The following is a 23,395-nucleotide window of genomic DNA, read 5'->3' on the forward strand; positions in this document are numbered from 1 at the left end:
CCAGTACGGGGGAACGGTGGCGACTCGGGACGAGGACGTCGAGGAGTTCGCGGCACTGCTGAGACGTCTGAAGGCGCGGACGGACCGCAGTTACGGCGCCCTGGCGCGCCGGGTGAACATGAACACCTCGACGCTGCACCGCTACTGCGCCGGTGACGCGGTACCGCTCGACTTCGCACCCGTGGAACGGTTCGCCGTACTGTGCGGGGCGACGCCGGACGAACGCCTCGAACTGCACCGCCGGTGGATCCTGGCGGTCGCGGCCCGGCAGCGGCCACGCACGCCCGGCACGCCGGAGGACCCGACATCGGACCCGACCCCGGCCTCGGACCTGCCCCCGACCTCGACCTCGACGGAGAACGACGCACCACAGTCGGACGGGCCGGACGAGCCGGAGGAGCCGGACCCCGTGGACGACGCCGGCGACGGCCTCGTGTCCGACGCCGTCCCCGCCACGGGCGCCGGAGCCGGCGCAGCCACCCCGCGCCCCCGCCCCGTCTGGTACCGGCGGCGGATCACCGTCACCGTCGCGGCGGCGTCCGCGCTGCTTCTGATGCTGGGCAGCCTGTCGGCCCTCTCCGGCGACCGGTCCTCCGACGAGGCCTCCGGGACCCTCCGCCCGTCCCCCACGACGGCCACCACCGACACCCGTCACCGGCCGTCGACGAGCCCCTCCCCCAGCGGGAGCAGCGCCTCGCCCTCCGCTGGCGCCAAGGGCAAGGCGTCCAAGTCCCCCAGTGGCAGAGCGCCTTCGAGTTCAAAGGGCACGAAGGGCAAACAGAAGCCCAACGGCAGCGGAAGCGTCTCCTCGCCCCTCACCTGGACCGCCAACTCGCACGCCTGGAAGCTCGGTTGCGGCCACGACTACGTCATCCGCAAGGACCCGGCGCAGGTCCCGCCGCCCCCGGCCCCGCAGGACGCCGGAACCTGGGCGGCGACCCAGGGCGCGGTGCACGGCCGGGAGACCGACGTGGAGATCTCGGTGCAGGGCCGGTCCTCGACCGCCGTCGTCCTGACGGATCTGCGGGTCCGGGTGGTCGGCCGTACCGCGCCCGATCCCGGCACGGTGTACGCCATGGACCAGGGCTGCGGCGGTTCCATCACCCCGCGTTCCTTCGCCGTCGACCTGGACAAGGACCGCCCGATCGCCCGCGCGGTGCCCGGCAACGACACCGGCACGCCGATCCCGGCCGTGCGGATGCCCTACCGGGTGTCGGCCTCGGACCCGGAGGTCCTGCTGGTCACCGCCCAGACGGAGAGCTGCGGCTGCGACTGGTACCTGGAGCTGGACTGGTCCTCCGAGGGCCGCACCGGCACGGTCCGCATCGACGACCACGGCCGTCCGTTCCGTACGAGCGCCATCAAGGGCCTGCCGCGCTACTGGTACGGAACGGAGGGCTCGGAGCGCAAGTGGATCCCCGCCGACTGACGACCGGAACCGAGACCCCTCCGCAAGCTCCCTACGGCCTGGGCACGTTACGGAGGTTGGAGCGGGCCATCTGCGCCATGCGGCCCACTCCCCCGTCGAGGACGATCTTCGACGCCGACAGGGCGAAGCCCGTCACCATCTCCTTGCTGATCTTCGGCGGGATGGACAGGGCGTTCGGGTCGGTGACGACGTCGATGAGGGCGGGGCCCTTGTGCTTGAAGGCGTCCTTCAGCGCGCCCGCCAGCTCCTTGGGCTTCTCGACGCGTACGCCGTAGGCACCGCAGGCCCGTGCGACGGCGGCGAAGTCGGGGTTCTTGTTGCTCGTCCCGTACGCCGGAAGCCCGCCGACCATCATCTCCAGCTCGACCATGCCGAGCGAGGAGTTGTTGAAGAGGACGACCTTCACCGGCAGGTCGTACTGGACGAGGGTGAGGAAGTCACCCATCAGCATGGAGAATCCGCCGTCCCCCGACATCGAGACGACCTGGCGGCCACGGTCGGTGAACTGGGCGCCGATCGCCTGCGGCAGGGCGTTCGCCATGGAGCCGTGCGAGAAGGAACCGATGATGCGGCGGCGACCGTTGGGCGTGATGTAACGCGCCGCCCACACGTTGCACATACCGGTGTCGACGGTGAACACGGCGTCGTCGTCCGCGAGTTCGTCGAGCACGGAGGCCACGTACTCCGGGTGGATCGGGACGTGCTTGTCGACCTTACGGGTGTAGGCCTTGACCACTCCGTCGAGCGCCGCGGAATGCTTCTTGAGCATCTTGTCGAGGAAGCGGCGGTTGGTCTTGGGGCTCACCCTCGGGGTGAGACACCGCAGGGTCTCCTTCACATCGCCCCACACCGCGAGGTCCAGCTTCGAACGACGGCCCAGCCGTTCGGGCCGTACGTCGACCTGGGCGATCTTGACGTCGTCGGGGAGGAAGGCGTTGTACGGGAAGTCGGTGCCCAGCAGGATCAGCAGGTCGCACTCGTGGGTCGCCTCGTAGGCGGCGCCGTACCCGAGGAGTCCGCTCATACCGACGTCGTACGGGTTGTCGTACTGGATCCATTCCTTGCCCCGCAGGGCGTGCCCGACCGGGGACTTGATCTTCTCGGCGAACTCCATGACCTCGGCGTGCGCACCCGCCGTACCGCTGCCGCAGAAGAGCGTGACCCTGTCGGCCTCGTCGATCATCGCGGCGAGCTTGTCGATCTCGGTGTCGCCGGGGCGCACGGTGGGGCGGGAGGTGACGAGGGCGGTCTCGGCGGCCTTGTCCGGGGCGGGCTGGTCGGCGATGTCGCCCGGCAGCGTCACCACGCTCACGCCGCTCTGGCCGACCGCGTGCTGGATGGCGGTCTGCAGGAGGCGGGGCATCTGCTGCGGGTTGGAGATCATCTCGCTGTAGTGGCTGCACTCGCGGAACAGCTGGTCGGGATGGGTCTCCTGGAAGAAGCCGAGGCCGATCTCGCTGGAGGGGATGTGCGAGGCGAGGGCGAGCACGGGGGCCATGGAGCGGTGGGCGTCGTACAGGCCGTTGATGAGGTGCAGGTTCCCCGGGCCGCAGGAGCCCGCGCAGGCGGCGAGGCCGCCGGTGATCTGGGCCTCGGCGCCCGCCGCGAAGGCCGCCGTCTCCTCGTGCCGGACATGGATCCAGTCGATGGCGGAGTTGCGCCGGATCGCGTCGACCACGGGGTTGAGGCTGTCGCCGACGACTCCGTACAGGCGTTTGACGCCGGCGCGGACGAGGATGTCGATGAACTGCTCGGCGACGTTCTGCTTGGCCATGAGTCACACGCCCTTCGCTGTCACGGGATCCCCTCAGGTCCCATCTGTTCACAACGGGCGCGGTTACGCCTCCCAAACGGCGGCGGCCGTCCGGTCGTCGGCGTACCCCTTGACCCGGACCGTGCTGTCCGCGAGGAACGCGGCGACGCCCGGCGGCTCGCCGCCCGACCAGCGGGAGGTGAGGTGTTCGACCAGGCGCGGCTCACCGCGCAGGGGTTCGGCGAGCCCGCCGCTGCACAGCAGCAGCGTGTCGCCCGGGCGGGCGACGGAGGCACGGAAGCGGAAGGGGTCGCGGGGCGGCGGCTCGGGGGCCGGTTCGTACGGGCTCGGGGGTGTGGTGATGCCCAGGTCCATGGTGAGACGGTCGCCGTCGGGCGTCTCGTGGGGCGCGTCGCGCGGTGTCTCGTGGGGCGCTCCGTGGGGCAGTGATCCGAAGCCGACGACGGCCTCGCCCGTGGTGTCGGCGACGCGCGGTTCGATGTCCTGCCACTCGCCGTCCCGCAGGCGGAACAGGCCGCCCGCTCCGACGCCGAAGAAGACGCGTGTACGGCACTCGGGGTCGGCGGGCAGGAGCAGGCAGCGCAGGCTCGCGGTGTACTCCTCGGGCTCGACGCCCCGCTCGACCGCGCTGGCCCGCAGTCTGCCGAGGCTGCGGTCCGTGAGGCGGTGCAGGCCCGACTTCAGGTCGCCGCGGCGGGCCGCCCTGATGTCCTCGGCCAGTCGCGCGTGGCTGCGGCCGACGGCCCTGCCGATCCATTGGCAGGCCTCGGCGGCGGCGCGGTGGGCGTCGGGGGTGGCGCGCGCGCCGGTCGCCATGGCGACCAGGACGAGCGCGTCGTCGCCGGTGCCGAAGCGGGCGGTGAGCAGGGAGTCCCTGCGCGGCTCACCCCGGAACCGGGCGGAGTCCCCGCGCACGGACACGGCCCGCAGGGTGTGCGTGCCGTACGACGCCCCGTCCAGCACGGTGTCGGCCACGAGGTCGTCGAGGTCGTCCGGGTCGGCGGGCGGGAGCGCGGTGGGTTCGGCGTCGTAGGTGGGCGGGCCGGAACCGACGTGGTCGAGAGGGGTCGGGGTCTCGGGCACGCGCAGGTCGCCCTGGTCTCCCTGGGCGGACGGCTTGTCGGCGGGGATGTCGAGCAGGGTGTCGGGGCGGACGGATGGGGTGCCGACCGTGGGTGGGGGGCCGATGGTCGGGGGGCCGCCGGGGGGCTGGGGCCAGGTGGTGGGACGGTTGCCGGGGTCCGTCGCCTCCGCACGCGCCTGCGCCTCCGCAGCGGGCGGAGGTACTTCCGTGGACATGGCCTGGCCCTGGTCCTGTGGGAAGGTGGCCGGGCCCGGGGGGTTGGCGGGAGGGGCCTCCCAGGGGGCGCGCTGGCGCTGCAGTCCGCTGCGCCACAGGGGGTCGGTCTCCGAGCCTGCGGCTTCGGCGGGGGTGCGCGGGTCGGCGGCGGGGCGGCTCTCCACCGCGGGGGTGTTCGGAGGCCACCAGGGCGGGGGCGTACCGCCTTGTGCGTCGGGTGCGGGTCGTGGGGGCTCGTCGCGCAGTTCCCCGCGCCCCTCACGGGGCCCTGTGCTCGGGCCCGACGAGCCGGTCGGGGGCGGACCCGGTTGTGCGTCGGGTGCGGGTCGTGGGGGTTGGCCGCGCAGTTCCCCGCGCCCCTGAGGGGGCGCGGGCGCGGGGCCGTCAGCGGGCGTACCGCCGGGTTGTGCGTCGGGTGCCGGCCGTGGGGGCTCGCCGCGCAGTTCCCCGCGCCCCTGACGGGGCGGTGGGACGCCGGGGCTCTGGGGTGGTGGTGTGCCCAGTGTGTCTGTCGCCGAGGCGAAGCGGTCGTCCACGGAGTCCGGTGCTGCGGGCGTCGGCCCGGTGTCCCCCGTGGAGTCGTCGTACAGCTGCCCCCACCAGTCGTCCTGCTGACCGGTCGGCCTCTCCCCCTGCTGGCTCATGCCCGTAATTGTCCACCGCTGAGGCCAGATGAAAACGGGGCATCGGGAAAAACCAGCGATACGGGACCGCCGGGCAGTCCCACCCCCCACGGGAGAACCACCCGGCGGCGCCTGTATGACCGGATCCCTCACGGAACCGGCCCTTCCGGCCCCGGGTGCGACCTGCTCACCCGAGACCGAGCTGTGTGCACCGGACGGGTTCCACCTGCCGTCCGGGATATCCGCCGGAGCCCCGTACTCCCGGTCATTGGCCGGTCCTCGCCCGTCCACGCCGGGGCCGGCGCCCCGTACCGTCCCGGCGCCACCTTGGCAGAGACACGGACGGTACGGCGATGATGTGCGGAGGCGGTTTCACGCCGTGGCCGTTTTCCGCCACGGCCGGTGTTCGGGGAGGGGCGGCGCCGCATGCTCGGAGCGACAGGTCTGGCAGCACTGGGGCTGGACGACACACACGAGTCGGCGTACCGGGCCCTGGTGTCCGTGGGCGCCGCCGACGTGCCCGATCTCGCGCGGCGGCTCACGCTCGGCGAGCACGACACCGAACGCGCGCTGCGCAGACTGGAGCGGCACGGGCTGGCCGCCCAGTCGTCGGCGCGCTCCGGCCGCTGGGTCGCCGCGCCGCCCGGCGTCGCACTGGGCGCGCTGCTCACCCAGCGGCGCCACGAACTGGACCAGGCCGAGCTGACGGCCGCGCTGCTCGCCGAGGAGTACCGCGCGCAGGCCACCGAACCCGCCGCCGTCGACCTGGTGGAGGTGGTGACCGGCGCCGCCGCGGTCGCCCAGCGGTTCCTGCAACTCCAGCTCGGCGCGAGCGACGAGGTGTGCGCGCTGGTCACCGGCAACCCCGTGGTCGTCTCCGGCACGGACAACGACGCGGAGGAGCAGGCCGCCGACCGGGGCGTCCGCTACCGCGTGGTCGTCGAGCGGTCGGTCCTGCATCTGCCGGGCGGCATCGCCGAACTGTCCGCGGCGCTCGGCCGTGACGAGCGCGTACGGGTCGTGGACGAGGTGCCGACCAAGCTGGTGATCGTCGACCGGGCCCTCGCCATGGTGCCGCTGACCTCCCAGGCCCTGGAGCCCGCCGCGCTCGTGGTGCACGCCAGCGGGCTGCTCGAATCGCTGTCGGGTCTGTTCGAGTCGGTGTGGCGGGACGCGCTGCCCTTGCGCCTCGGTGTGCCCGCGGCGCCCGGTGCGCCCGCCACCGTCGTCGAGGAGGAACGGGACGGGCCCGACGGCACCGACCTGGAGATCCTCTCCCTGCTCCTCGCCGGGCTGACCGACGCGAGCGTCGCCAAACAGCTCGACCTGGGGCTGCGGACCGTGCAGCGCCGGGTGAAGCGGCTGATGGAGTTGACGGGCGTCACGACCCGCCTCCAGCTCGGCTGGCACACGTACGAGAAGGGCTGGGTGGCCCGCGGCGAGGAGGGCTAGACCGCGGTACCGGCCTGGTCTGACCTGCGCGTTCCCCCGTCCTGGGGCACCCTGGGCAGATGGGAGCGTGGGAACTCCTGCTGGTCGGTGTGGTGCTGCTGCTCGGCCTGAGCGGGGTGCTGGTGCCCGGCGCGCCGGGGTCGTGGCTCGTGTGGGCCGCTGTCCTGTGGTGGGCGTTCGAGGAGCCGCGGGCGCTCTCCTGGGGTGTGCTCGTGGGCGCCACCGCCCTTCTCCCCGTCGTCCAGGTGATCCGCTGGTGGCTGCCGCCGCGCACGCTGCGTGCGAGCGGCGCCACCCCCCGGATGGCGGTGTACGCGGGCGTCGGCGCGCTCCTCGGCTTCTTCCTGGTGCCGGTGCTCGGCGCGATACCCGGCTGCCTCGGCGGCGTCTACCTCGCCGAACGTCTGCGGCTCGGTGGCCACGGGGACGCGATGGCCTCCGTACGCAGGGTGATGCGCCGGGGCGGGACGAGCGTGCTGGTGGAGCTGTTCGCCTGTCTGCTGATCGCGGGTGCGTGGCTGGGAGCCGTCATCTGGGGCTGACCGGGTCACCGGGAGAGGCCGGCGAGGGCCGTGAGGTCGACGCTGTCGGCCAGGGCGCGCATGCCCGCGTCGTTGAAGTGGAGATGGTCCCCGGGGTCGTAGGCGGCCCTCATGCGGTCCGGTCGGGACGGGTCGCGGACGACGGCGTCGAAGTCGGCGACCGCGTCGAACAGCCCGCCGGTACGGATGAGTTGGTTGACGGACCTGCGTACGCGCTCGCGGGCCGCCGTGTGGCTGCCGTGGCCGCCGAACGGGGTGACGGTGGCGCCGACGACCCGGATCCCGCGGGCGTGGGCGCGCCGGACGATCTCGCGGTACGCGGCGCCGAGGGCGGCCGGGTCGGTCTGGTTGGGCGCGCTCTTGATGTCGTTGACGCCCTCCATCACGATCAGGGTGCGCACCCCGGTGCGGGAGAGCACGTCGGCGTCGAGCCGGGCCAGCGCGCTGGGCCCGCGTCCTTCGAGCAGCAGCCGGTTGCCGGCGACGCCCGCGTTCAGTACGCCCTGCCGCCGCTCGGCCGGCAGGGCGCGGAGCCGCTCGGCAAGCCGGTCGGGCCAGCGGCGGTTGGCGCTCGGTGTCGAGCCGGAGCCGTCGGTGAGGGAGTCGCCGAGCGCGACCACGCTGCCGGGTGTCTGCGGACGGAGCACGTCGACGCCGGTCACGTAGTACCAGGAGCCGGTCGTGGCCTTGTAGGCCGCGCCGCCCGCCTCCGCGGCCCGATTGCCGTCCAGGGCGAGGAAGTTGGTCTGCAGCGCGTCGCGGTGGTAGGTCGCGGGGCCCGAGTCGCCGGGGGTGTGGAGGGTGACGAGGAGGTTCGTGGCGGCGGGGACGCTCAGGGTGAGGGGATCGCTGACGACGTCCTTGCCGGCCGGCACGGTGATCTTCTTCCGGCCGCCGAAGGTGAGGGTGCGCATGGTGCCGGAGAGGGCCTTCGGGCTCTTGGGCGCGTTCGGCTGCTGTCTGGCCAGGGTGGCCGCGCCGAGCACCAGCGGCAGGGTGCCGAGCCGGTTGGAGATCCGTACGCGGACGGCCGTACCGCCGACGCTCGTACGGACGACGTTGCGGATCGAGGCGCCGGGGAGCGGGGCCGCGGTGCCGGAGGCGGCGGCCTCCCAGGTGCCGGTCCAGTGCTGGGGGGCGGCCCGCGCGCCCGTGCGGTCGGCGGCGGCCGGGGGTCCTCCGTGGGCGGCTGCCGTGCCCATCAGGGTGAGCGCCAGCACACCGGCCACGGCGGTCAGGGCCCGGCAGGCGCCTCTTCGTCCGACCTCGACCATGCGTTCCTGCCTTCCACCGACGGAGCCCGAATGGGGCCCGCGGGGTACAGGTGCCGGGGGCCCGGGGTCAGGATCCGGTGCGGAGGGCGGGAAAACCGTGTTTGGCTGCTGACATGACCGCATTCAGTGAAGCCGAACGGGCGTACCTAAAGTCCCAGCGGCTGGGCCGCCTCGCCACCGTCGACCAGCACGGCCAGCCGCAGGCGAACCCCGTCGGCTTCTTTCCGCAGGACGACGGGACGATCCTCATCGGCGGTTATGCCATGGGAACCACCAAGAAGTGGCGCAACCTCCAGAAGAATCCGAAGGTCGGTCTCGTCGTCGACGACATCGTCAGCCTCCGGCCCTGGAAGGTACGCGGGGTGGACATCCGTGGGGACGCCGAACTCCTGACCGGACCGCACGAGTTGGGCCCGCACTTCAGCGAGGAGCTGATCCGCGTCCGTCCCCGCCGGATCCACAGCTGGGGCCTGGAGGACTGACCGGGGACCTATCTCTCAGCGGCCTTCGAGGGTGAGGAGCCGGACCTTGCGTTCCAGCCCGCCCGCGTATCCGGTGAGGGAGCCGTCGGCGCCGATCACGCGATGGCACGGGCGGACGATCAGCAGCGGGTTGGCGCCGATCGCTCCGCCGACGGCCCGTACGGCGATGCGCGAGGCGCCGATGCGCGCGGCGATCTCGCCGTACGTGGTGGTCTCGCCGTAGGGGACCGAGTCGAGGGCGTCCCAGACCTTCTCGCGGAACTCGGTGCCGCTCGTCCGCAACGGCAGCCGGAATTGGGTGAGTTCACCGGCGAAGTAGGCGGCGAGCTGCCGCTCGGCCTCCGTGAAGAGTTTCGGCGCGTGCCGCCAGTCGGGCCCGACCGTGCGTCCGCCCTTCTGGCCGGGCACGGACAGGGAGGTCAGCGCTCCGGACTCGTCGGCGGTGAGCAGGAGTTCGCCGACGGGGCTGTCGAGGGAGGTGTGGTACGTGGTCACTTGTCTTCGCTTCCCGGCTGCCGGGCAGCCGCTTCGAGGTGCCGCAGGGCGTAGGAGCGCCACGGCCGCCAGGTGTCGGGGACCGGCGTTCCGGGCGGGCCCACGTCGGGGTCGCCGAGCGCACGGGTACGGATGACGGCCACGACGGGGGCGTCGAGGCCGGGCAGGGCGTCCAGGGCGGCCCGCGCGGCCTGCCGGTCGGCGCCCGCGTCGAGCCGCAGGGTGCCGTCCGCGAGGGCCGCGGCGAGGGCGCCCAGGGTGCCGCTCGCCCCCACAAGAGAGGCGGGCTCGGGAAAGACGTGCGTGAGCGTCCCGCAGGGCGGGTCCAGCGCCTTCCCGTACGTCCGCACGAGCCGTTCGGCCTCGCGGGGGCCGACGAGCGCGCGTACGGCCAGTTCCTCCGGGTCGGCGGCGCCGGGCGAACGCAGCCCCGGCCTGGCGGCGACCAGCGGGGCCAGCCGCGGGTCGGTGGCCAGCCGCTCGTCGATCGCGTACGGGTCGGCGTCGAGGTCGAAGAGGCGGCGCAGCCGCTGCACGGCGGTGGTGAGGTCGCGCAGGTCGGTGAGGTGCAGGTGGGCGTCGAGCCAGCCGCCGCTGTGGGCGGACGCGTCCGCAGGCCGCTCCCCGACGGCGACGACGCCCGTCCCGTACGGCAGCCGCAGGGTCCGCCGGTAGGTACGGGACCCGGGGACGCCCGTCACCTCTTCGACGCCCGGTACGGCCTCGGCGCCGAGCAGGTCGAAGACGGCGGCGGCCTGGTAGAGGCCGCGGTGGGCGAGGCGCAGCGGGATGCCCGCAGAGGGGGTGGCCGCCGGACGTGTGCCACCGCGGTGCGCCGAGGTGCGCAGCCCGGTCGGTGTGGACGCGTACACGGTCCGGATCGTGTCGTTGAACTGGCGCACACTCGCGAAGCCGGCCGCGAAGGCGATCTCGGTGACGGGCAGCTCCGTGGTCTGCAGGAGCACCCGTGCGGTGTGGGCCCGCTGGGCGCGGGCGAGGGCCACGGGTCCCGCGCCCAGTTCGGCGGTGAGCTGCCGCTGCACCTGGCGGGCGCTGTAGCCGAGGCGGACGGCGAGCCCGGCGACGCCCTCGCGGTCGACGACCCCGTCGCCGATCATCCGCATGGCGCGTCCCACGACGTCGGCGCGTACGTTCCACTCGGCGGACCCGGGCGCGGCGTCCGGGCGGCATCTGCGGCAGGCGCGGAAGCCGGAGCCCTGCGCGGCGGCGGCCGTGGCGTAGTACCGCACGTTCTGCCGCTTCGGCGTCACCGCCGGGCAGCTCGGACGGCAGTAGATGCCCGTCGTCCGCACGGCGAAGAAGAACGCCCCGTCGAACCGGGCGTCCCGGCTGCGTACGGCTCCGTATCCCGTCTCCTCGTCGATCACCCTTCCAGTCTGCGCCCCCGCCGACCTGCGGGCTGGCGGATTTCGGACGCCACGTTCCCGGTACCCCGGTGTGCGGGGGCGGGCGGTTTCGCCCGCCCCCGCACATCTCACTGCCAGGCCCGGTTGCCGCGCTTGGCCTCCATCGCGGCCCGGCCCTCGGCGCCCCGGCGCTTCCACTCCCGCCGCAGTTCGTTGCGGACGCGCGCGTCGGTCTTGGCCACGATCCGCTGGTTCTCGCGGAGGAGCTTGCGGTAGCTGTCGAGCCGCCGCTCGGGCAGCACCCCGGATTCGAGCGCTTCCAGCACCGCGCACCCGGGTTCGGCCACGTGCGCGCAGTCGAGGAACCGGCAGCCCCGGGCCAGCTCCTCGATCTCGGAGAACACCTGCCCCACGCCGCTGCTCGCGTCGAAGAGCCCGACCCCGCGCAGACCGGGGGTGTCGATCAGTACGCCCCCGCCCGGAAGCACCAGCAGGTTCCGGGTCGTGGTCGTGTGCCGGCCTTTGCCGTCGACGTCACGAGACGCCTGGACAGCCATGACGTCCTCCCCGAGCAACGCGTTGGCGAGCGTCGACTTGCCCGCTCCGGACTGGCCGAGCAGGACGGAGGTCCCGCCGGAGACGACGGCACCGAGCACGTCGAGCCCGTCCCCGTCCGTGGAGCTGACCGCCAGCACCTGCACGCCCGGCGCCGCGGTCTCGACGTCCTGCACGAGGTAGGCCAGGCCCACCGGGTCCGGCACGAGGTCGGCCTTGGTCAGCACGACCAGCGGCTGGGCCCCGGACTCCCAGGCCAGCGCCAGGAACCGTTCGATCCGGCCGAGGTCCAGCTCCACCGCCAGGGACACCGCGATGATCGCGAAGTCCACGTTGGCGGCGAGGATCTGCCCTTCCGACCGCTTGGACGAGGTCGACCGCACGAAGGCGGTACGACGCGGCAGATACGTCTGTACGTAGCGGGGGTCCCCGCCGGGGTCGACGACGGCCCAGTCGCCGGTGCAGATGACCCGGAGCGGGTCGTTCGGCGTGACGAACTCGGTGTCGACCCGCACGGGCCCGTCGGCGGTGACGACATCGCACTGACCGCGGTCGACCCGCACGACCCGCCCGGGCACGAGCCCGCGCTCACGATGGGGCGCGAACGCGGCGGCCCACTCGTCGTCCCAGCCGTAGGGCGCCAGCGGATGGCCGGACGACACGGAAGCGGAGGAGGAGGAAAGGGGTGAAGAGGAGGAAGACAAGGGGTGACCCTTCGAAGGGTGGCCCCGGCCGCGCGCACTCGGGCGCGGAGAAGAAGGGTGTCAGCCGGTGACCACAGAGGTGGATTCGATGCACTTCCGGATGCGGGCAGCGCCCATCGCCAAGACAGCCATCGTTCACACCTCCCTGATCACATCGGTACGACACCGGTGGTACGACACCATCGGCACGACATCGGCGGCGCGGTACGGAACCGCCGCTCGAACAAGGTGACCCTAGCCCGCTCTCGCGACGGGGCCAACCGGTTTTCACGACCCGGTCGGCCCCGTCGCTCGGCTCAGCTCAGCCTCGTACGCCTGGTACGCCTCAGCTGGAGTGCGTGCAGCTGCGGCCGTTCAACGTGAAGTCGACCGGCGCCGAGTTCTCGTCGCGCCATGATGCGAGGAAGCCCACGGCGAGTGAGCCGCCCGCGGCGACGGACTTGTTGTAGTCGGCGGCGCTCGCCGTCACTCGGGAGCCCTTCTGGTCGAAGCTGCCGTCCCACATCTGCGTCAGCTTCTGGCCGTCGCGGAAGGTCCAGCCGACGCGCCAGGTGTCGAGGGCGTAGTCGGACTTGACGGTGACGGTGGCCTGGAAGCCGTCCGGCCACTCGCTGACCAGGTCGTACCGGGCGTGGCAGACCGCGGGCTCGCTGGGGTTGGGCACGACGTCGTCCTCCTCGGCGGAGGACGAGGAGTCGCCCTGGGCCTCCTTCTCCGACTTCGACCCCGCACCGGCGCCCTCCCCGGCGCTGGACTTCGGTGTCTTCGGGGAGGCCGTGGACGACGTCGATTCGCCCAGCGACCCGGACCCGGAGTCGGACGGCAGGCCGTCGAACGAGGGCACCTGCTCCCCCACGGGCCGGCGTCCCGCCGATTCCGCGGCGGTCTCGGTACCGTCGTCGCCGGAGCCGAAGGGCACCAGGGTCACGACGAGTGCGAGGAGTGAGACCCCGGCGGCCACGGCCAGCAGTCCGGCGCGTCCGATCCGGGGCCGGCCGCCGCTGTCCTTCATCCAGGCGGCGGCTTCCTCCGTGTCGTCGGCCGCGCTGCGGCTGAGCCCCGACTCGACGGCCCTGCGCCGCCGTTCGAGGTAGGCGAGCCCGCCCCAGCCGATCACTCCGCCCGCGAGCGCGGAGGGCAGCCCGCCCCCGCTGTGCTTGAGACAGGCGGCGGCCTCGGCGCACTCGACGCAGCGGGCCAGGTGCCGGGACAGGTCGTCCGGGACGTCGGCGGCGGGCGAGCGGGTGACCGCGTCGAGCAGGCGGGCGTAACTGCGGCACTCCTCGGACAGCGGGGTGTCGAGGTGGTTGCGGTGGCAGCGGTCGCGGAACACGCCGCGCACCTGCTGCAGTTCCTCGGCGACGCCGGCCGGATCGAGGCCGAGCCGGCGGGCCACCGCGGCCGTCGGCATGGCCTCGACCTCGGTCAGCCACAGGAGCGCGGCGTCCGGTTCCTGCATGTCCCGCAGCCCGCGCAGGGCGAGCGGCCGGTGCAGGGGCGGGCCGGAAAAGCGTTCGGCCTGCTCGGAGTTGAGCCACAGCCGCAGTTCGGGTACGAGCCGGTCACCGATCCCCTGGGCCTCCCAGGCGATGGTCGTCTGTCGTACGGCGGTCAGGAGGAGCGGTATGCGGGGCAGCCTGGGCGCGCGCGCCCGGCGTCCGAAGCTTTTGCCGCCGGTCTCGGCCTCCGCGGCACGCGCTTCGCGTATGCCGCGGGAGAAGGCCTCGGAGGCCAGGGGGCGTGCGTCGGCGGAGCCGCCGGTGCAGAGGTCGGCGTAGGAAAGAACCGCGTCCCAGCACTCCGAGAACAAGGTTGCCTCGGCGGCGTCCTGAGGGGTCGGCAGGTCTGGCATGGGTGGGGGTTTCACCTGCATCCAGAAGAGGGCTCAAGTGGGGTTCAACTCACCCGTTTAATACGGGAGTTGAAGGGGACGTCTCGCGAAGGGCAGAGTTTTTCACGGTTCCTGCACAACTGACAAGCGGCACCACCAGATCCGGTTACCGCCGGTCGCATGCCCCACCAGGCCCATCGGCCTCAGCCGTACGTCCCCATCAGCCCCTCGGTCCACCCTTCGAACCCTGTCGGCCACCCTGCCACTCAGGCCACGGACACCTCGTCCGTACCCGCTTCCTTCTCCTTGCCCACCGGCGCGTTCGCCGGGAGGCTGTCCATGAAGGAGCTGACCGAGAACACGGCGTTGCCCGGTCCGGGCGGGCCGTATCCGGGCGGCGAGGCGAGCCCGAAGTCGTCCATCGTCGCCCGGTAGGCCTCCAGCAGCCGGATGTGGTACTCCAGGGGCGCGCCGTTCGGATTGGCCTTGCCCAGCGGGGTCGTCGGCTCCGGGCACCAGGTGGTGAAGCGGGGCGTGATGCCCTGCGACATGAAGAACCGCAGCCCCTCCGTCGTGGACGCGATCGCCTCGTCGACCGTCTTGAACCCGAAGGGCTCGGCCATCTCCACGCCCGCGACGAAGTTGGGGATGACATTGCGCGCGCCGAAGACCTCGGCGGAGTCCAGGATGCGCTTGTGCCACTCGTCGCGGCCGACGTACCGCTCCTTGCCGGGGCAGTACATCTTGAACAGGTACTCGTCCCACACCTCGTAGTTGGGGTGGTAGATCTGCACGCCGTAGTCCTTGAACCGCTGCACGTCGTCGCGGGGCAGCGCCTGGGCGACGACCTTGCCGATCCACCGGCCGGGGAAGTGCTCCTCGATGGCCTTGGCGTACATGCCGTAGAAGTCGGCCTCGTCGCGGCCCTGCAGCTTGGAGGTGATCGCGCCGCCGGTCAGCGTGTACGCGGTGGACGTCTTCGCCGTGTCGTACCGGTCGATGATCTCCAGCGCCTCAAGGATCTCGTCGACGTCCTTCACCCCGGTGTACGGGCGGCCCGCCGCCTTCTGCTGGCGCCAGTTGTGGTTGATGTCGCAGTACTGGCACTCCTCCTTGGCGCCGAAGTACTGGCAGACGCGGAAGACCGTCAGGTAGATCAGGTAGCCCCACTGGATCGTCGGGGCCACCTCCATGACGGACTTCCCGTTGGAGAGCTTGTGCCGGTAGTACTCCGGCATCGGCGGCACCCCGACGTCCGAGATCCGCTTCCCGTCGAGGTACAGCCCGAGCATGCCGTCGGGGCTCGCGGCGACGCGGTAGGGCGAGGCCGGGTTCACGCGGACGGACACGACGGTCCGTCGCAGGTCGTACGGGCCGCCGGTGAGGATGATCTCCTCCGGCGGGCGGCGCAGGGCGGCCTCGCCCAGCTCGGGCAGGGTGCCGTGGTCGAAGGAGAAGATGAAGTAGGACTTCGGTTTGACGTCCCCGCCCTCGTTGTCGCTGAGCGCGGAGTCGTCGAAGGCCACACCCCCGCGGAGCAGGTCTTCTTTGAAGACCGCCTCGCGCGGTACGTGCGGGAACCTTTCCATCAGATCCTCGACCAGCGCGGTTCGGCTGCCCATCCCGTCCTCCTCGCGTGCGGTGTTCGACTCCTCACGGTATGCCCCGCCTCCGAGAGGGGCTGTGCCGGGGCCCCTTCACGGCGGTGGTGATCTGCGGGCCGGTGGGGGCTGGCCGCGCAGTTCCCCGCGCCCCTGAAAAGCGGGGCTGCGCCCCTGCCTTTCATCTTTCAGGGGCGCGGGGAACTGCGCGATCGGCCCCCACCGGGCCGCAGACGACGCCGCAGGTCACGGAGAGGTAGGTTCCAGGGAGGACTTTCCGGAAGGATGAGGGATGGCTGAGGCCCTGAAGAACTGGGCGGGGAACATCACGTACTCCGCCAAGGAACTGCAGCACCCCCGCTCCGTGGACGCACTCCGCTCCCTGATCGCCCGCAGCCCCCACGCCCGAGTGCTCGGCAGCGGACACTCCTTCAACCTGATCGCCGACCCCGGCCCCGAGGGCACCCTGCTCTCCCTCACCGCACTCCCCCCGTCCATCGACGTGGACACGGCGACCCGTACGGTCCGGGTGGCCGGCGGCGTCCGGTACGCGGAGCTGGCACGGACGGTCCACGGCCACGGTCTCGCCCTGCCCAACATGGCCTCGCTCCCGCACATCTCCGTGGCGGGCTCGGTGGCCACCGGCACCCACGGTTCGGGCAACGCGAACGGCTCGCTGGCCTCCCCCGTACGGGAGGTCGAGCTGGTCCTGGCCGACGGGTCGGTCCTGGTCATCAACCGCGACGACGCCCGTTTCGACGGTGCCGTGACCTCGCTGGGCGCCCTCGGTGTCGTCACGGCGCTCACCCTCCACCTGGAGCCGGACTTCGAGGTCGCCCAGCACGTGTTCGGCCCGCTGCCACTCGCCGGGCTGGACTTCGAGACGGTGTCGGCGTCGGCGTACAGCGTGAGTCTGTTCACCGACTGGCAGCGGTCGGGGTTCGTACAGGCGTGGGTGAAGCGGCGTACGGACGCGCCGTGGGACGGCTTCCCGTGGGCCGAGCCCGCCACCGAGGCGATGCATCCGGTGCCGGGGATGCCCGCCGTGAACTGCACGCAGCAGTTCGGCGTGCCGGGACCCTGGCACGAGCGGCTGCCGCACTTCCGGCCCGAGTTCACCCCGAGCAGCGGCGCCGAGCTCCAGTCGGAGTACCTGCTCCCGCGTGCGTACGCCGTCGACGCCCTGCATGCCGTCGACGCGGTCCGCGGGACGGTGGCGCCGGTGCTGCAGATCTGCGAGGTGCGCACGGTCGCCGCGGACAGCCAGTGGCTGAGCCCGGCGTACGGGCGGGACACGGTGGCGTTCCACTTCACCTGGGTCGAGGACACGGCGGCCGTGCTGCCCGTGGTGCGGCGGCTGGAGGAGGCCCTCGCGCCCTTCGACGCGCGTCCGCACTGGGGGAAGGTGTTCACGACGGAGGCCTCTGACCTGCGCGGACGTTATCTGCGGATGGCCGACTTCAAGGCCCTGGTGGAGGACCTCGACCCGACGGGCACGTTCCGGAACGACTTCGTGGGTTCGGTCCTCGGGTCCTGAGCGGCGCCTCCCTACGTGTGGTCGTCGACCCGCCCGGTGAACTCCAGCAGCGCCGTCGCGAGCGCTTCCGGAGCCTCCTGTGCGACGAGGTGGCCGACCCCCTCAAGGCGCACCGCGGTGATCTCACCGGCGGTCACCTGGCGGAAGGCGTTCTCCGTGAAGGGGTGGCTCGCGCCTTCGACCGTGAGCACCGGGACGGTGAGCGGACGTGACTCGGCCAGGGCCCTGATGGCGCCTCCGTCGGCGAAGACGGATCGGTAGAGGCCCTCGGTGCCCCGCCAGGCGTCCGGTCGCGCGTAGGTGCGGACGAATTCGTCGACGTCGGCGTCACTGATGGCACCTTCCGTGCCGTTCATCAGCGGGAAGGCCCAGTCGGCCAGGAACTCGCGCTCGTGGCCCGGCAGGAGCATCGCGGGGACACCCGGAGCGCCGAGGAACCCGACGTGCCAGGAACCGGAGTGGTTCACGTCGGCGAGGGCTTCGAGCCCGTATCCCGCGAGGGTCGTCTCGATCCCGGTGAAGCTGCGGACGTCCTCGGGGTGCGTGGCCGCGAAGCGGAAGCCGGTGCCGCCGCTGATGTCCTGGCACACGAGGTGGACGGGGCCCGCGCCGATGTGGCCGACGAGGTGGTGCAGGTCCTCGGCGGAGACCTTCTCACCGTAGGCCGCGTCGGCCGCGTTGCCGGAGTCGCCGAAGCCGCGGAGGTCGAGGGCGAGGACGCGGTGGGACCGCGCGAGCAGCGGTATCAGTTTGCGGAACGCCCACCAGGTCTCCGGCCAGCCGTGCACCAGGAGGATCGGTGAACCGGTGGTGCCCGCGGAGACGTAGTGCAGGCGTGTGCCGTTGAGGTCGGCGAGGTGGTGGGTGATGCCCGGCAGGGTCGCGCCGGAGGGCTCGGAGGGCAGGGTCGTGGTCACGGGGGCTCCTGAAACGTCTAGATGGACAACCTCGTTGTCCAATACGATAGACAACGAGGTTGTCGATGTCAAAGGTGGCCGTATGCTGGCGACATGTCCAGATCAGGCGCCGACCTCGCGCTGCTCCTGCTCGCCGCCTTCCGCACCCTGGCGGATCGGGCGACCACCGAACTCGCCGATCGCGGGTACGAGGACGTCCGGCCGGTGCACGACTTCGCCCTCCACTCGATCCTGTCCGGCGCGGACAACGCCTCCGAACTCGCCCGCAGGATGTCGGTCACGAAACAGGCCGCCGCCAAGACGATCGCCGTCCTGGAGGAGCGCGCGTACGTCGTGCGCGAGCCCGACACCGCCGACCGCCGGCTGATGCGGCTCCGCGTCACCGAGCACGGGCTCTCCCTGCTGCGGGAGGGCGAGGCGATCTTCGACGAGCTGCGCGAGCAGTGGGAGGAGCAGGTGAGCGCCGTGGCGGACGCGGCCTCGCTCACGGCGGTCGAGGAGACCCTGCGCGCACTGGTCGGGGACAACGCGATCCGCCTCGATTCACCGGGCTGGATCGCGCGCGATCCGAACACCTAGGGGACGCCCAGGGATCTCCGCGACGCCGTCGGCACCGCCCCTTCACGCGGTCGCGTGACCATGAGGGACTTTGTAAAGCCCCTTTCCTAAGGGGTTGTCGAAAGGGCGCGGCGGTCATAGCCTTGCGCGGCGCCGGGGCCCGTCGGGTTCCGTCATGTCCCCGCGTGGGCCGAACCTTCAGCCGGCCGCGGGGCGGAGGGATCGAGGGGGCACGTTCTGGTGAAGCGCACATCACGCGACATCCGCACCGCGAACCGCTACGGGGTGCTGCGCCAGATCATCGCCCACTCCCCCACCTCCCGGCAGGAACTGGCCGCCGCGACCGGACTGAGCATCGCCACGGTCGCCACACTCGTCGGTGAGCTGCTCGATCTCGGGATGCTCACCGAGGTCGGCTTCGAGGACTCCGCAGGTGGCCGCCCGCGGGGACTCGTCGCCGTCAACGCGTCCGGTGGCGCGCTCATCGGCGTCGACATCGCGGAGACGTACGTCCGTGTCGAGCTGTTCGATCTCGCACTGGACGTGCTGGCCCGCGCGGACGAGGACATGCGCCCCGGTGAGATCCGTCCGGAGCAGGTCGTCGGGCATGTCGCCTCGGCCGTCGGCTCGGTGGTAGCGCAGGCCGGGATCGAGGGCGCGCGCGTCCTCGGGGTGGGTGTCAGCGTGCCGGGGCAGGTGGACCGCGAGGCCGGTGTCTCGGAGTACGCGCCGAACTGGGACTGGCACGACGTGCCGCTGCTCGACCTGCTGGCGGAGCACATCGCGTACCCCCTCTATCTGGACAATCCGCTGCGCGCCTGCGCGGTCGCCGAGCTGTGGTTCGGGGCCGCGCGCGGGCGCGGGGACGCCGTGGTGGTGAACCTCGGCACGGGTGTCGGGGCCGGGCTCGTCCTGGGCGGCGGGCTGCACCGCGGGGTCAGCAACAGCGCGGGCGAGTGGGGCCACACCACTCTCGTCCTGGACGGGCGGCCGTGCCACTGCGGCAACCACGGTTGCGTGGAGACGTACGTCGGGGCGCCCGGCATCATGCTGAACCTGCGGGAGTCGAGCCCCGGCAGCCCGCTGCTGCATCCCGAGGACCAGACGGCCACGATCGACGCGCTCGCCCGCGCGGTCGCCGACGGGGACCCGGTGGCCGTCGAGGTCGTCCGGGACACCGCCCGTTTTCTCGGCGCCGCCATCGCCGACCTGGTGAACCTCCTCAACCCCGAGGTGGTCGTGCTCAGCAGCTGGGTCGCGGCCACGCTCGGTGAGCCGCTGCTGCGGGAGGTGCGCGGGGCCGTGGCCCGGCGTGCGCTGAAACGGCCGCTGGCCGGCACCGAGATCGTCCTCTCCCCCATTCCCACGGACCCGGTCTGCCTGGGCGCGGCGACGTTCGCACTCGAAGGAACCCTCAACTCGGCGGGCCCGAAGCCCCCGAAGTCCGCGGGCCCCGACCGGCCCCCGGGCGGCCGGGCCACCGCGCCGCGTCCCACCGCCCCCGCGAGGAGCCGTACCGCACCGACGTCGTGACGGCCGTGTGCAGCTGCAACGGCGGTACGGATCCGGCCGGTCCGGACAGTGGGGAACAGCGGCACCGGGGCCATTGATGCATGGCCTGCACACCTTTGCGTCCGGCATTCCGGACGCCGCGCAACGCTTCGAACAGACTTCGTCCAACCCCTTGCCGAAGCATTAGCCGAAGGTTAACGTCCCGCACCCCACAGCGATTTCGAGCCGCAGCCGTACCGGGATCACAGCCGTACAAGAGACAAGGACGTCACAATGTCGGCATTGAGCAGCAGTAACTGGGATCGTCGTTCCGTACTGCGGGCCGCCGCGGGCCTCGCCGCCCTCGGCCCGCTGGCCGCCTGTGGCGGCAACACCGGCCGTGAGGGCGGCGGCAGTTCGGGCAAGGGCCTCGTGCAGTACTTCCACGCGTACGGCGAGGACGGCACGCAGGGAGCGATCAAGCGGTACGCCAAGGCCTACGACGAGGCCCGGGTGACCACCCAGTGGATCACCGGCACCAACTTCGAGAGCAAGCTGTTCTCGTCGCTGCTCACCGACAACGCCCCGGACGTCTTCGAGTTCCACCCCCAGCTCCAGCTGATCAAGAGCGGTCAGGTGGCGCCGCTCGACGACATCCTCGGCCCGGTCAAGGACGACTTCAATCCGGCGGACATCAAGTCCCACACGGTCGACGGCAAGGTCTACGGCGTCCGGATGATCGACGACCCGCAGTTCTTCTTCTACCGGAAGTCACTGCTGGAGAAGGCCGGTCTCGGGGTGCCCCAGACCCTCGACGAGCTGGCCGAGGCGGCGGACAAGCTCACCACCGACAAGGTGAAGGGCCTGTTCCTCGGCAACAACATGGTGTCGACGAACTACGCCCTGGTCTGGGCGGCCGGCGCCGACCAGCTGAACGACAGGAACGAGATCGCGTACCACACCGACGACGTGGCCGCGGCGCTGAAGACGTACCGCAAGATGTTCACCAGTGGGCATCTGCTCCTGGACGCGCCCGCCGACTACTGGGACCCCTCCGCCCTGGTCCAGGGCCTCACCGCGATCCAGTGGTGCGGGATGTGGGCCATGCCCGTGATGCAGGAGGCCCTCGGCGACGACCTCGGGATCTTCCCCTTCCCCTCGGCGGCCTCCGGCGCCAAACCCGCTGTGTACAACGGCGGTTGGTCGATGTTCGTGAACGCCAAGGGCAAGAACGTCGACCTGGCCAAGGAGTACGTGAAGTGGCTGTGGATCGACCAGAAGAAGTACCAGGAGGACTGGGCGCTCAGCTACGGCTTCCACATACCGCCGCGCATCTCGCTCGCCGCGTCCGCCACCAAGCTCAAGTCGGGGCTGCCCGCCGAGGGCGTCAAGCTCTTCACCGACTACGGCCGCTTCGACAACATCTCCTGGACCCAGGCGATGATCACGGCGCTGGAGGAAGTGATCGCCAACTCGGTCCGCAAGGGCATGGACCCGGAGAAGGCCCTCGACGCGGCGGACGTGAAGGTCAACCGCGAACTCAAGAAGCTGTTCGGATAGGCCGGCGGACAGGCAGCGCCATGTCGACCACCCCGCCCCCTCCCGCCACTCCGGCCGCTCCGACCACCTCGACCGCCTCGACCGCTCCGACGCGTGACGCCGGCCGCCCCGCCTCCGCGAAGGCCCCCGGGCCGGCAGCCGGACGCTCCCGAAAGGGCGTGCGGGGCAGCACGCTCAGCTTCTGGATCTTCACGGGCCCGTTCCTCATCGGCCTGGTGATCTTCGTCTACATCCCCATCGGGTGGAGCGCCTGGCTCAGCTTCTTCGAGGCGCGCTACACGGTCACCCCCGACAAGTTCATCGGCTTCGACAACTACAAGCTGATGCTGACGAACGGCGACTTCACCGGTTCCCTCGTCACCTTCACCGTCTTCGCCGCGATCATCGTGCCGGTCACCTGGGCGCTGTCGCTGGGCCTGGCCCTGATGGTGCACCGGCTGCGCTTCATGAAGGCGTTCTTCCGGTCGGTGTTCTTCCTGCCGACGGCGTGCAGCTTCGTCGCCGCCTCGCTGATCTGGAAGATGTCCCTCTTCAGCGGAGTCCGCTTCGGCATGATGAACACCGTCCTCGGCTGGTTCGGCGTCGAGAACATCGCCTGGCTCGCCAACCCGAACCCGCCCTGGTACTGGCTGGTCATCGTGACCGTCCGCCTGTGGCTCCAGGCCGGCTTCTACATGATCCTGTTCCTGGCGGCCCTGCAGAACATCCCGCCCGTGCTGTACGAGGCCGCCGCGATCGACGGCGCCAAGCCCGGCTGGCAGACCTTCCGCCACATCACCCTGCCCCAGCTGCGGGCCACCTCGACGGCCGTGATCCTGCTGCTGCTCGTGGCCGCGTACCAGGCGTTCGACGAGTTCTTCAATCTGCTGTCGAAGACGACGTGGGGGCGGCCGCCGCTCGTCGAGCTGTACTACACGGCGCTGGGCGACGACCAGGACTACGGCGCCGGCAGCGCGGGCGCGGTCATCCTGACCCTGCTGATCTGCATGGTGACCCTGCTCCAGGGCAGGTTCCTCGGCTTCGGAAAGGGGGACGACTCCCGATGACCACCGCCGTCCCGACCCGCAAGCGCGGCCGACGGGGCGTACTCGGCTCCGCGGGCCTCTACTTCGCCACCGCCGTCTGCACCCTGCTCTTCCTCGTCCCCTTCTACCTCATCGTCCGCAACGCCCTGTCCACGGACGCCGAGATCACCGGCGAGAACTGGCAGTGGTTCCCCACCACCGTCCGGTGGGGCAATGTCACCGAGCTGTTCGACGACACGACGGTCCCGTTCGGCCGCTCCCTCGGGAACTCGGCGGTCGTCGGCATCCTGCACACCCTCGGCACACTGCTGGTCTGCTCGCTCGCCGGCTACGGCCTCGCCCGGATCCCGTACCGGCACGCGAACAAGATCTTCTACGCTGTCCTGGTGACCCTGATGGTGCCGGCCGCCGTCACCTTCGTACCGAGCTTCGTGCTCGTCTCGTCGCTCGGCTGGGTGTCGAGTATGCAAGGTCTCATCGTTCCGGGGCTCTTCAGTGGTTTCACCTGCTTCCTGTTCCGGCAGTACTTCCTGGGGTTCCCCAAAGAACTGGAGGAGGCGGCGCGCGTGGACGGGCTCGGGTACTGGGGTGCGTACTGGCGCATCGTCGTGCCCAACTCGCTGAACTTCTTCGCCGCGATCGCGACCATCACCTTCATCAGCGGCTGGAACGCCTTCCTGTGGCCCCTGGTCATCGGCCAGGACCAGGAGGCGTGGACCGTGCAGGTCGCGCTCTCCTCGTACATGACGAACCAGACGGTCAACTTCCATCTGATCTTCATGGCCACCGCAGTGTCCATCCTGCCCCTGGTGCTCGTGTTCCTGTTCCTCCAGCGCTGGCTGGTGCAGGGGGTCGCGCAGACCGGCATCAAGGGCTGA

General features: G+C 71.5%; 19 protein-coding genes. 10 read left to right on the top strand and 9 right to left on the bottom strand.

The window, feature by feature from the left end; genetic code table 11:
• Positions 1-16: 16 nt before the first annotated feature.
• Positions 17-1,429, top strand: coding sequence for a helix-turn-helix domain-containing protein (locus ACZ60E_RS15050; RefSeq protein WP_469440677.1), 1,413 nt, complete (start codon positions 17-19; stop codon positions 1,427-1,429).
• Positions 1,430-1,460: 31 nt separating this feature from the next.
• Here ACZ60E_RS15050 and ACZ60E_RS15055 read toward each other — a convergent pair whose 3' ends face one another.
• A complete protein-coding gene (locus tag ACZ60E_RS15055) occupies positions 1,461-3,203 on the bottom strand; it encodes a pyruvate dehydrogenase (protein WP_384799670.1) in 1,743 nt (580 codons plus the stop codon).
• 63 nt (positions 3,204-3,266) lie between these two features.
• Positions 3,267-5,147, bottom strand: coding sequence for a protein phosphatase 2C domain-containing protein (locus ACZ60E_RS15060; RefSeq protein ID WP_469440680.1), 1,881 nt, complete (start codon positions 5,145-5,147; stop codon positions 3,267-3,269).
• Positions 5,148-5,552: 405 nt separating this feature from the next.
• Here ACZ60E_RS15060 and ACZ60E_RS15065 point away from each other — a divergent pair, with 405 nt between their 5' ends.
• Both ACZ60E_RS15065 and ACZ60E_RS15070 read left to right on the top strand, forming a co-directional pair.
• A complete protein-coding gene (locus ACZ60E_RS15065; protein WP_453793414.1) occupies positions 5,553-6,578 on the top strand; it encodes a winged helix-turn-helix transcriptional regulator in 1,026 nt (341 codons plus the stop codon).
• Positions 6,579-6,637: 59 nt separating this feature from the next.
• Entirely contained in the window at positions 6,638-7,120 is a 483-nt protein-coding gene (locus tag ACZ60E_RS15070) for a DUF456 domain-containing protein (RefSeq protein ID WP_469440682.1), read from the top strand.
• Positions 7,121-7,125: 5 nt separating this feature from the next.
• On the opposite strand, the gene ACZ60E_RS15075 is transcribed toward ACZ60E_RS15070, so the two are convergent.
• A complete protein-coding gene (locus ACZ60E_RS15075) occupies positions 7,126-8,394 on the bottom strand; it encodes an SGNH/GDSL hydrolase family protein (protein ID WP_469440683.1) in 1,269 nt (422 codons plus the stop codon).
• A 113-nt stretch (positions 8,395-8,507) separates the two neighbouring features.
• Between ACZ60E_RS15075 and ACZ60E_RS15080 the strand changes: the two genes are divergently transcribed.
• The gene (locus ACZ60E_RS15080) at positions 8,508-8,876 is read left to right on the top strand and encodes a PPOX class F420-dependent oxidoreductase (protein WP_453793412.1); all 369 of its coding nucleotides are present in this window, start codon (positions 8,508-8,510) and stop codon (positions 8,874-8,876) included.
• Between the two features lie 15 nt (positions 8,877-8,891).
• Here ACZ60E_RS15080 and ACZ60E_RS15085 read toward each other — a convergent pair whose 3' ends face one another.
• From ACZ60E_RS15085 to ACZ60E_RS15105, 5 genes are all read right to left on the bottom strand, one after another.
• On the bottom strand, positions 8,892-9,371 hold the full coding sequence (locus tag ACZ60E_RS15085; protein ID WP_384799688.1) for a methylated-DNA--[protein]-cysteine S-methyltransferase: 480 nt from the start codon (positions 9,369-9,371) through the stop codon (positions 8,892-8,894).
• Positions 9,368-10,756: a bifunctional transcriptional activator/DNA repair enzyme AdaA gene (locus ACZ60E_RS15090; RefSeq protein WP_469441195.1), complete on the bottom strand. Its 1,389-nt coding sequence runs from the start codon at positions 10,754-10,756 to the stop codon at positions 9,368-9,370. The genes ACZ60E_RS15085 and ACZ60E_RS15090 overlap by 4 nt, the downstream gene beginning before the upstream one ends.
• 110 nt (positions 10,757-10,866) lie before the next feature.
• Positions 10,867-11,997: a ribosome small subunit-dependent GTPase A gene (gene rsgA, locus ACZ60E_RS15095; protein ID WP_384799692.1), complete on the bottom strand. Its 1,131-nt coding sequence runs from the start codon at positions 11,995-11,997 to the stop codon at positions 10,867-10,869.
• Positions 11,998-12,322: 325 nt separating this feature from the next.
• Positions 12,323-13,849 carry a cellulose binding domain-containing protein gene (locus ACZ60E_RS15100; protein WP_384799695.1) on the bottom strand — a complete coding sequence of 509 codons (1,527 nt, stop codon included), beginning with the start codon at positions 13,847-13,849 and terminating at the stop codon, positions 12,323-12,325.
• Positions 13,850-14,094: 245 nt separating this feature from the next.
• Complete coding sequence (locus tag ACZ60E_RS15105) at positions 14,095-15,450, bottom strand: radical SAM protein (protein ID WP_469440691.1); 1,356 nt, start codon at positions 15,448-15,450, stop codon at positions 14,095-14,097.
• A 271-nt stretch (positions 15,451-15,721) separates the two neighbouring features.
• Between ACZ60E_RS15105 and ACZ60E_RS15110 the strand changes: the two genes are divergently transcribed.
• Positions 15,722-16,966, top strand: a complete 1,245-nt coding sequence (locus ACZ60E_RS15110) for a D-arabinono-1,4-lactone oxidase (protein WP_469440693.1) — start codon at positions 15,722-15,724, stop codon at positions 16,964-16,966.
• A gap of 11 nt (positions 16,967-16,977) precedes the next feature.
• On the opposite strand, the gene ACZ60E_RS15115 is transcribed toward ACZ60E_RS15110, so the two are convergent.
• Complete coding sequence (locus tag ACZ60E_RS15115) at positions 16,978-17,883, bottom strand: alpha/beta fold hydrolase (protein WP_469440695.1); 906 nt, start codon at positions 17,881-17,883, stop codon at positions 16,978-16,980.
• Between the two features lie 93 nt (positions 17,884-17,976).
• On the opposite strand from ACZ60E_RS15115, the gene ACZ60E_RS15120 reads away from it, so the two are divergent.
• The 5 genes from ACZ60E_RS15120 (at position 17,977) to ACZ60E_RS15140 (ending at position 23,395) form a co-directional block, all read left to right on the top strand.
• A complete protein-coding gene (locus ACZ60E_RS15120) occupies positions 17,977-18,462 on the top strand; it encodes a MarR family winged helix-turn-helix transcriptional regulator (RefSeq protein ID WP_469440696.1) in 486 nt (161 codons plus the stop codon).
• A gap of 219 nt (positions 18,463-18,681) precedes the next feature.
• Complete coding sequence (locus tag ACZ60E_RS15125; RefSeq protein WP_384799709.1) at positions 18,682-19,974, top strand: ROK family transcriptional regulator; 1,293 nt, start codon at positions 18,682-18,684, stop codon at positions 19,972-19,974.
• A gap of 252 nt (positions 19,975-20,226) precedes the next feature.
• The gene (locus ACZ60E_RS15130; protein ID WP_469440698.1) at positions 20,227-21,492 is read left to right on the top strand and encodes an ABC transporter substrate-binding protein; all 1,266 of its coding nucleotides are present in this window, start codon (positions 20,227-20,229) and stop codon (positions 21,490-21,492) included.
• A 20-nt stretch (positions 21,493-21,512) separates the two neighbouring features.
• Positions 21,513-22,538, top strand: coding sequence for a carbohydrate ABC transporter permease (locus tag ACZ60E_RS15135; protein ID WP_469440699.1), 1,026 nt, complete (start codon positions 21,513-21,515; stop codon positions 22,536-22,538).
• Complete coding sequence (locus ACZ60E_RS15140) at positions 22,535-23,395, top strand: carbohydrate ABC transporter permease (RefSeq protein ID WP_469440701.1); 861 nt, start codon at positions 22,535-22,537, stop codon at positions 23,393-23,395. Before ACZ60E_RS15135 ends, ACZ60E_RS15140 begins: the two co-directional genes overlap by 4 nt.

Source organism: Streptomyces sp. NPDC102514, assembly GCF_055584525.1.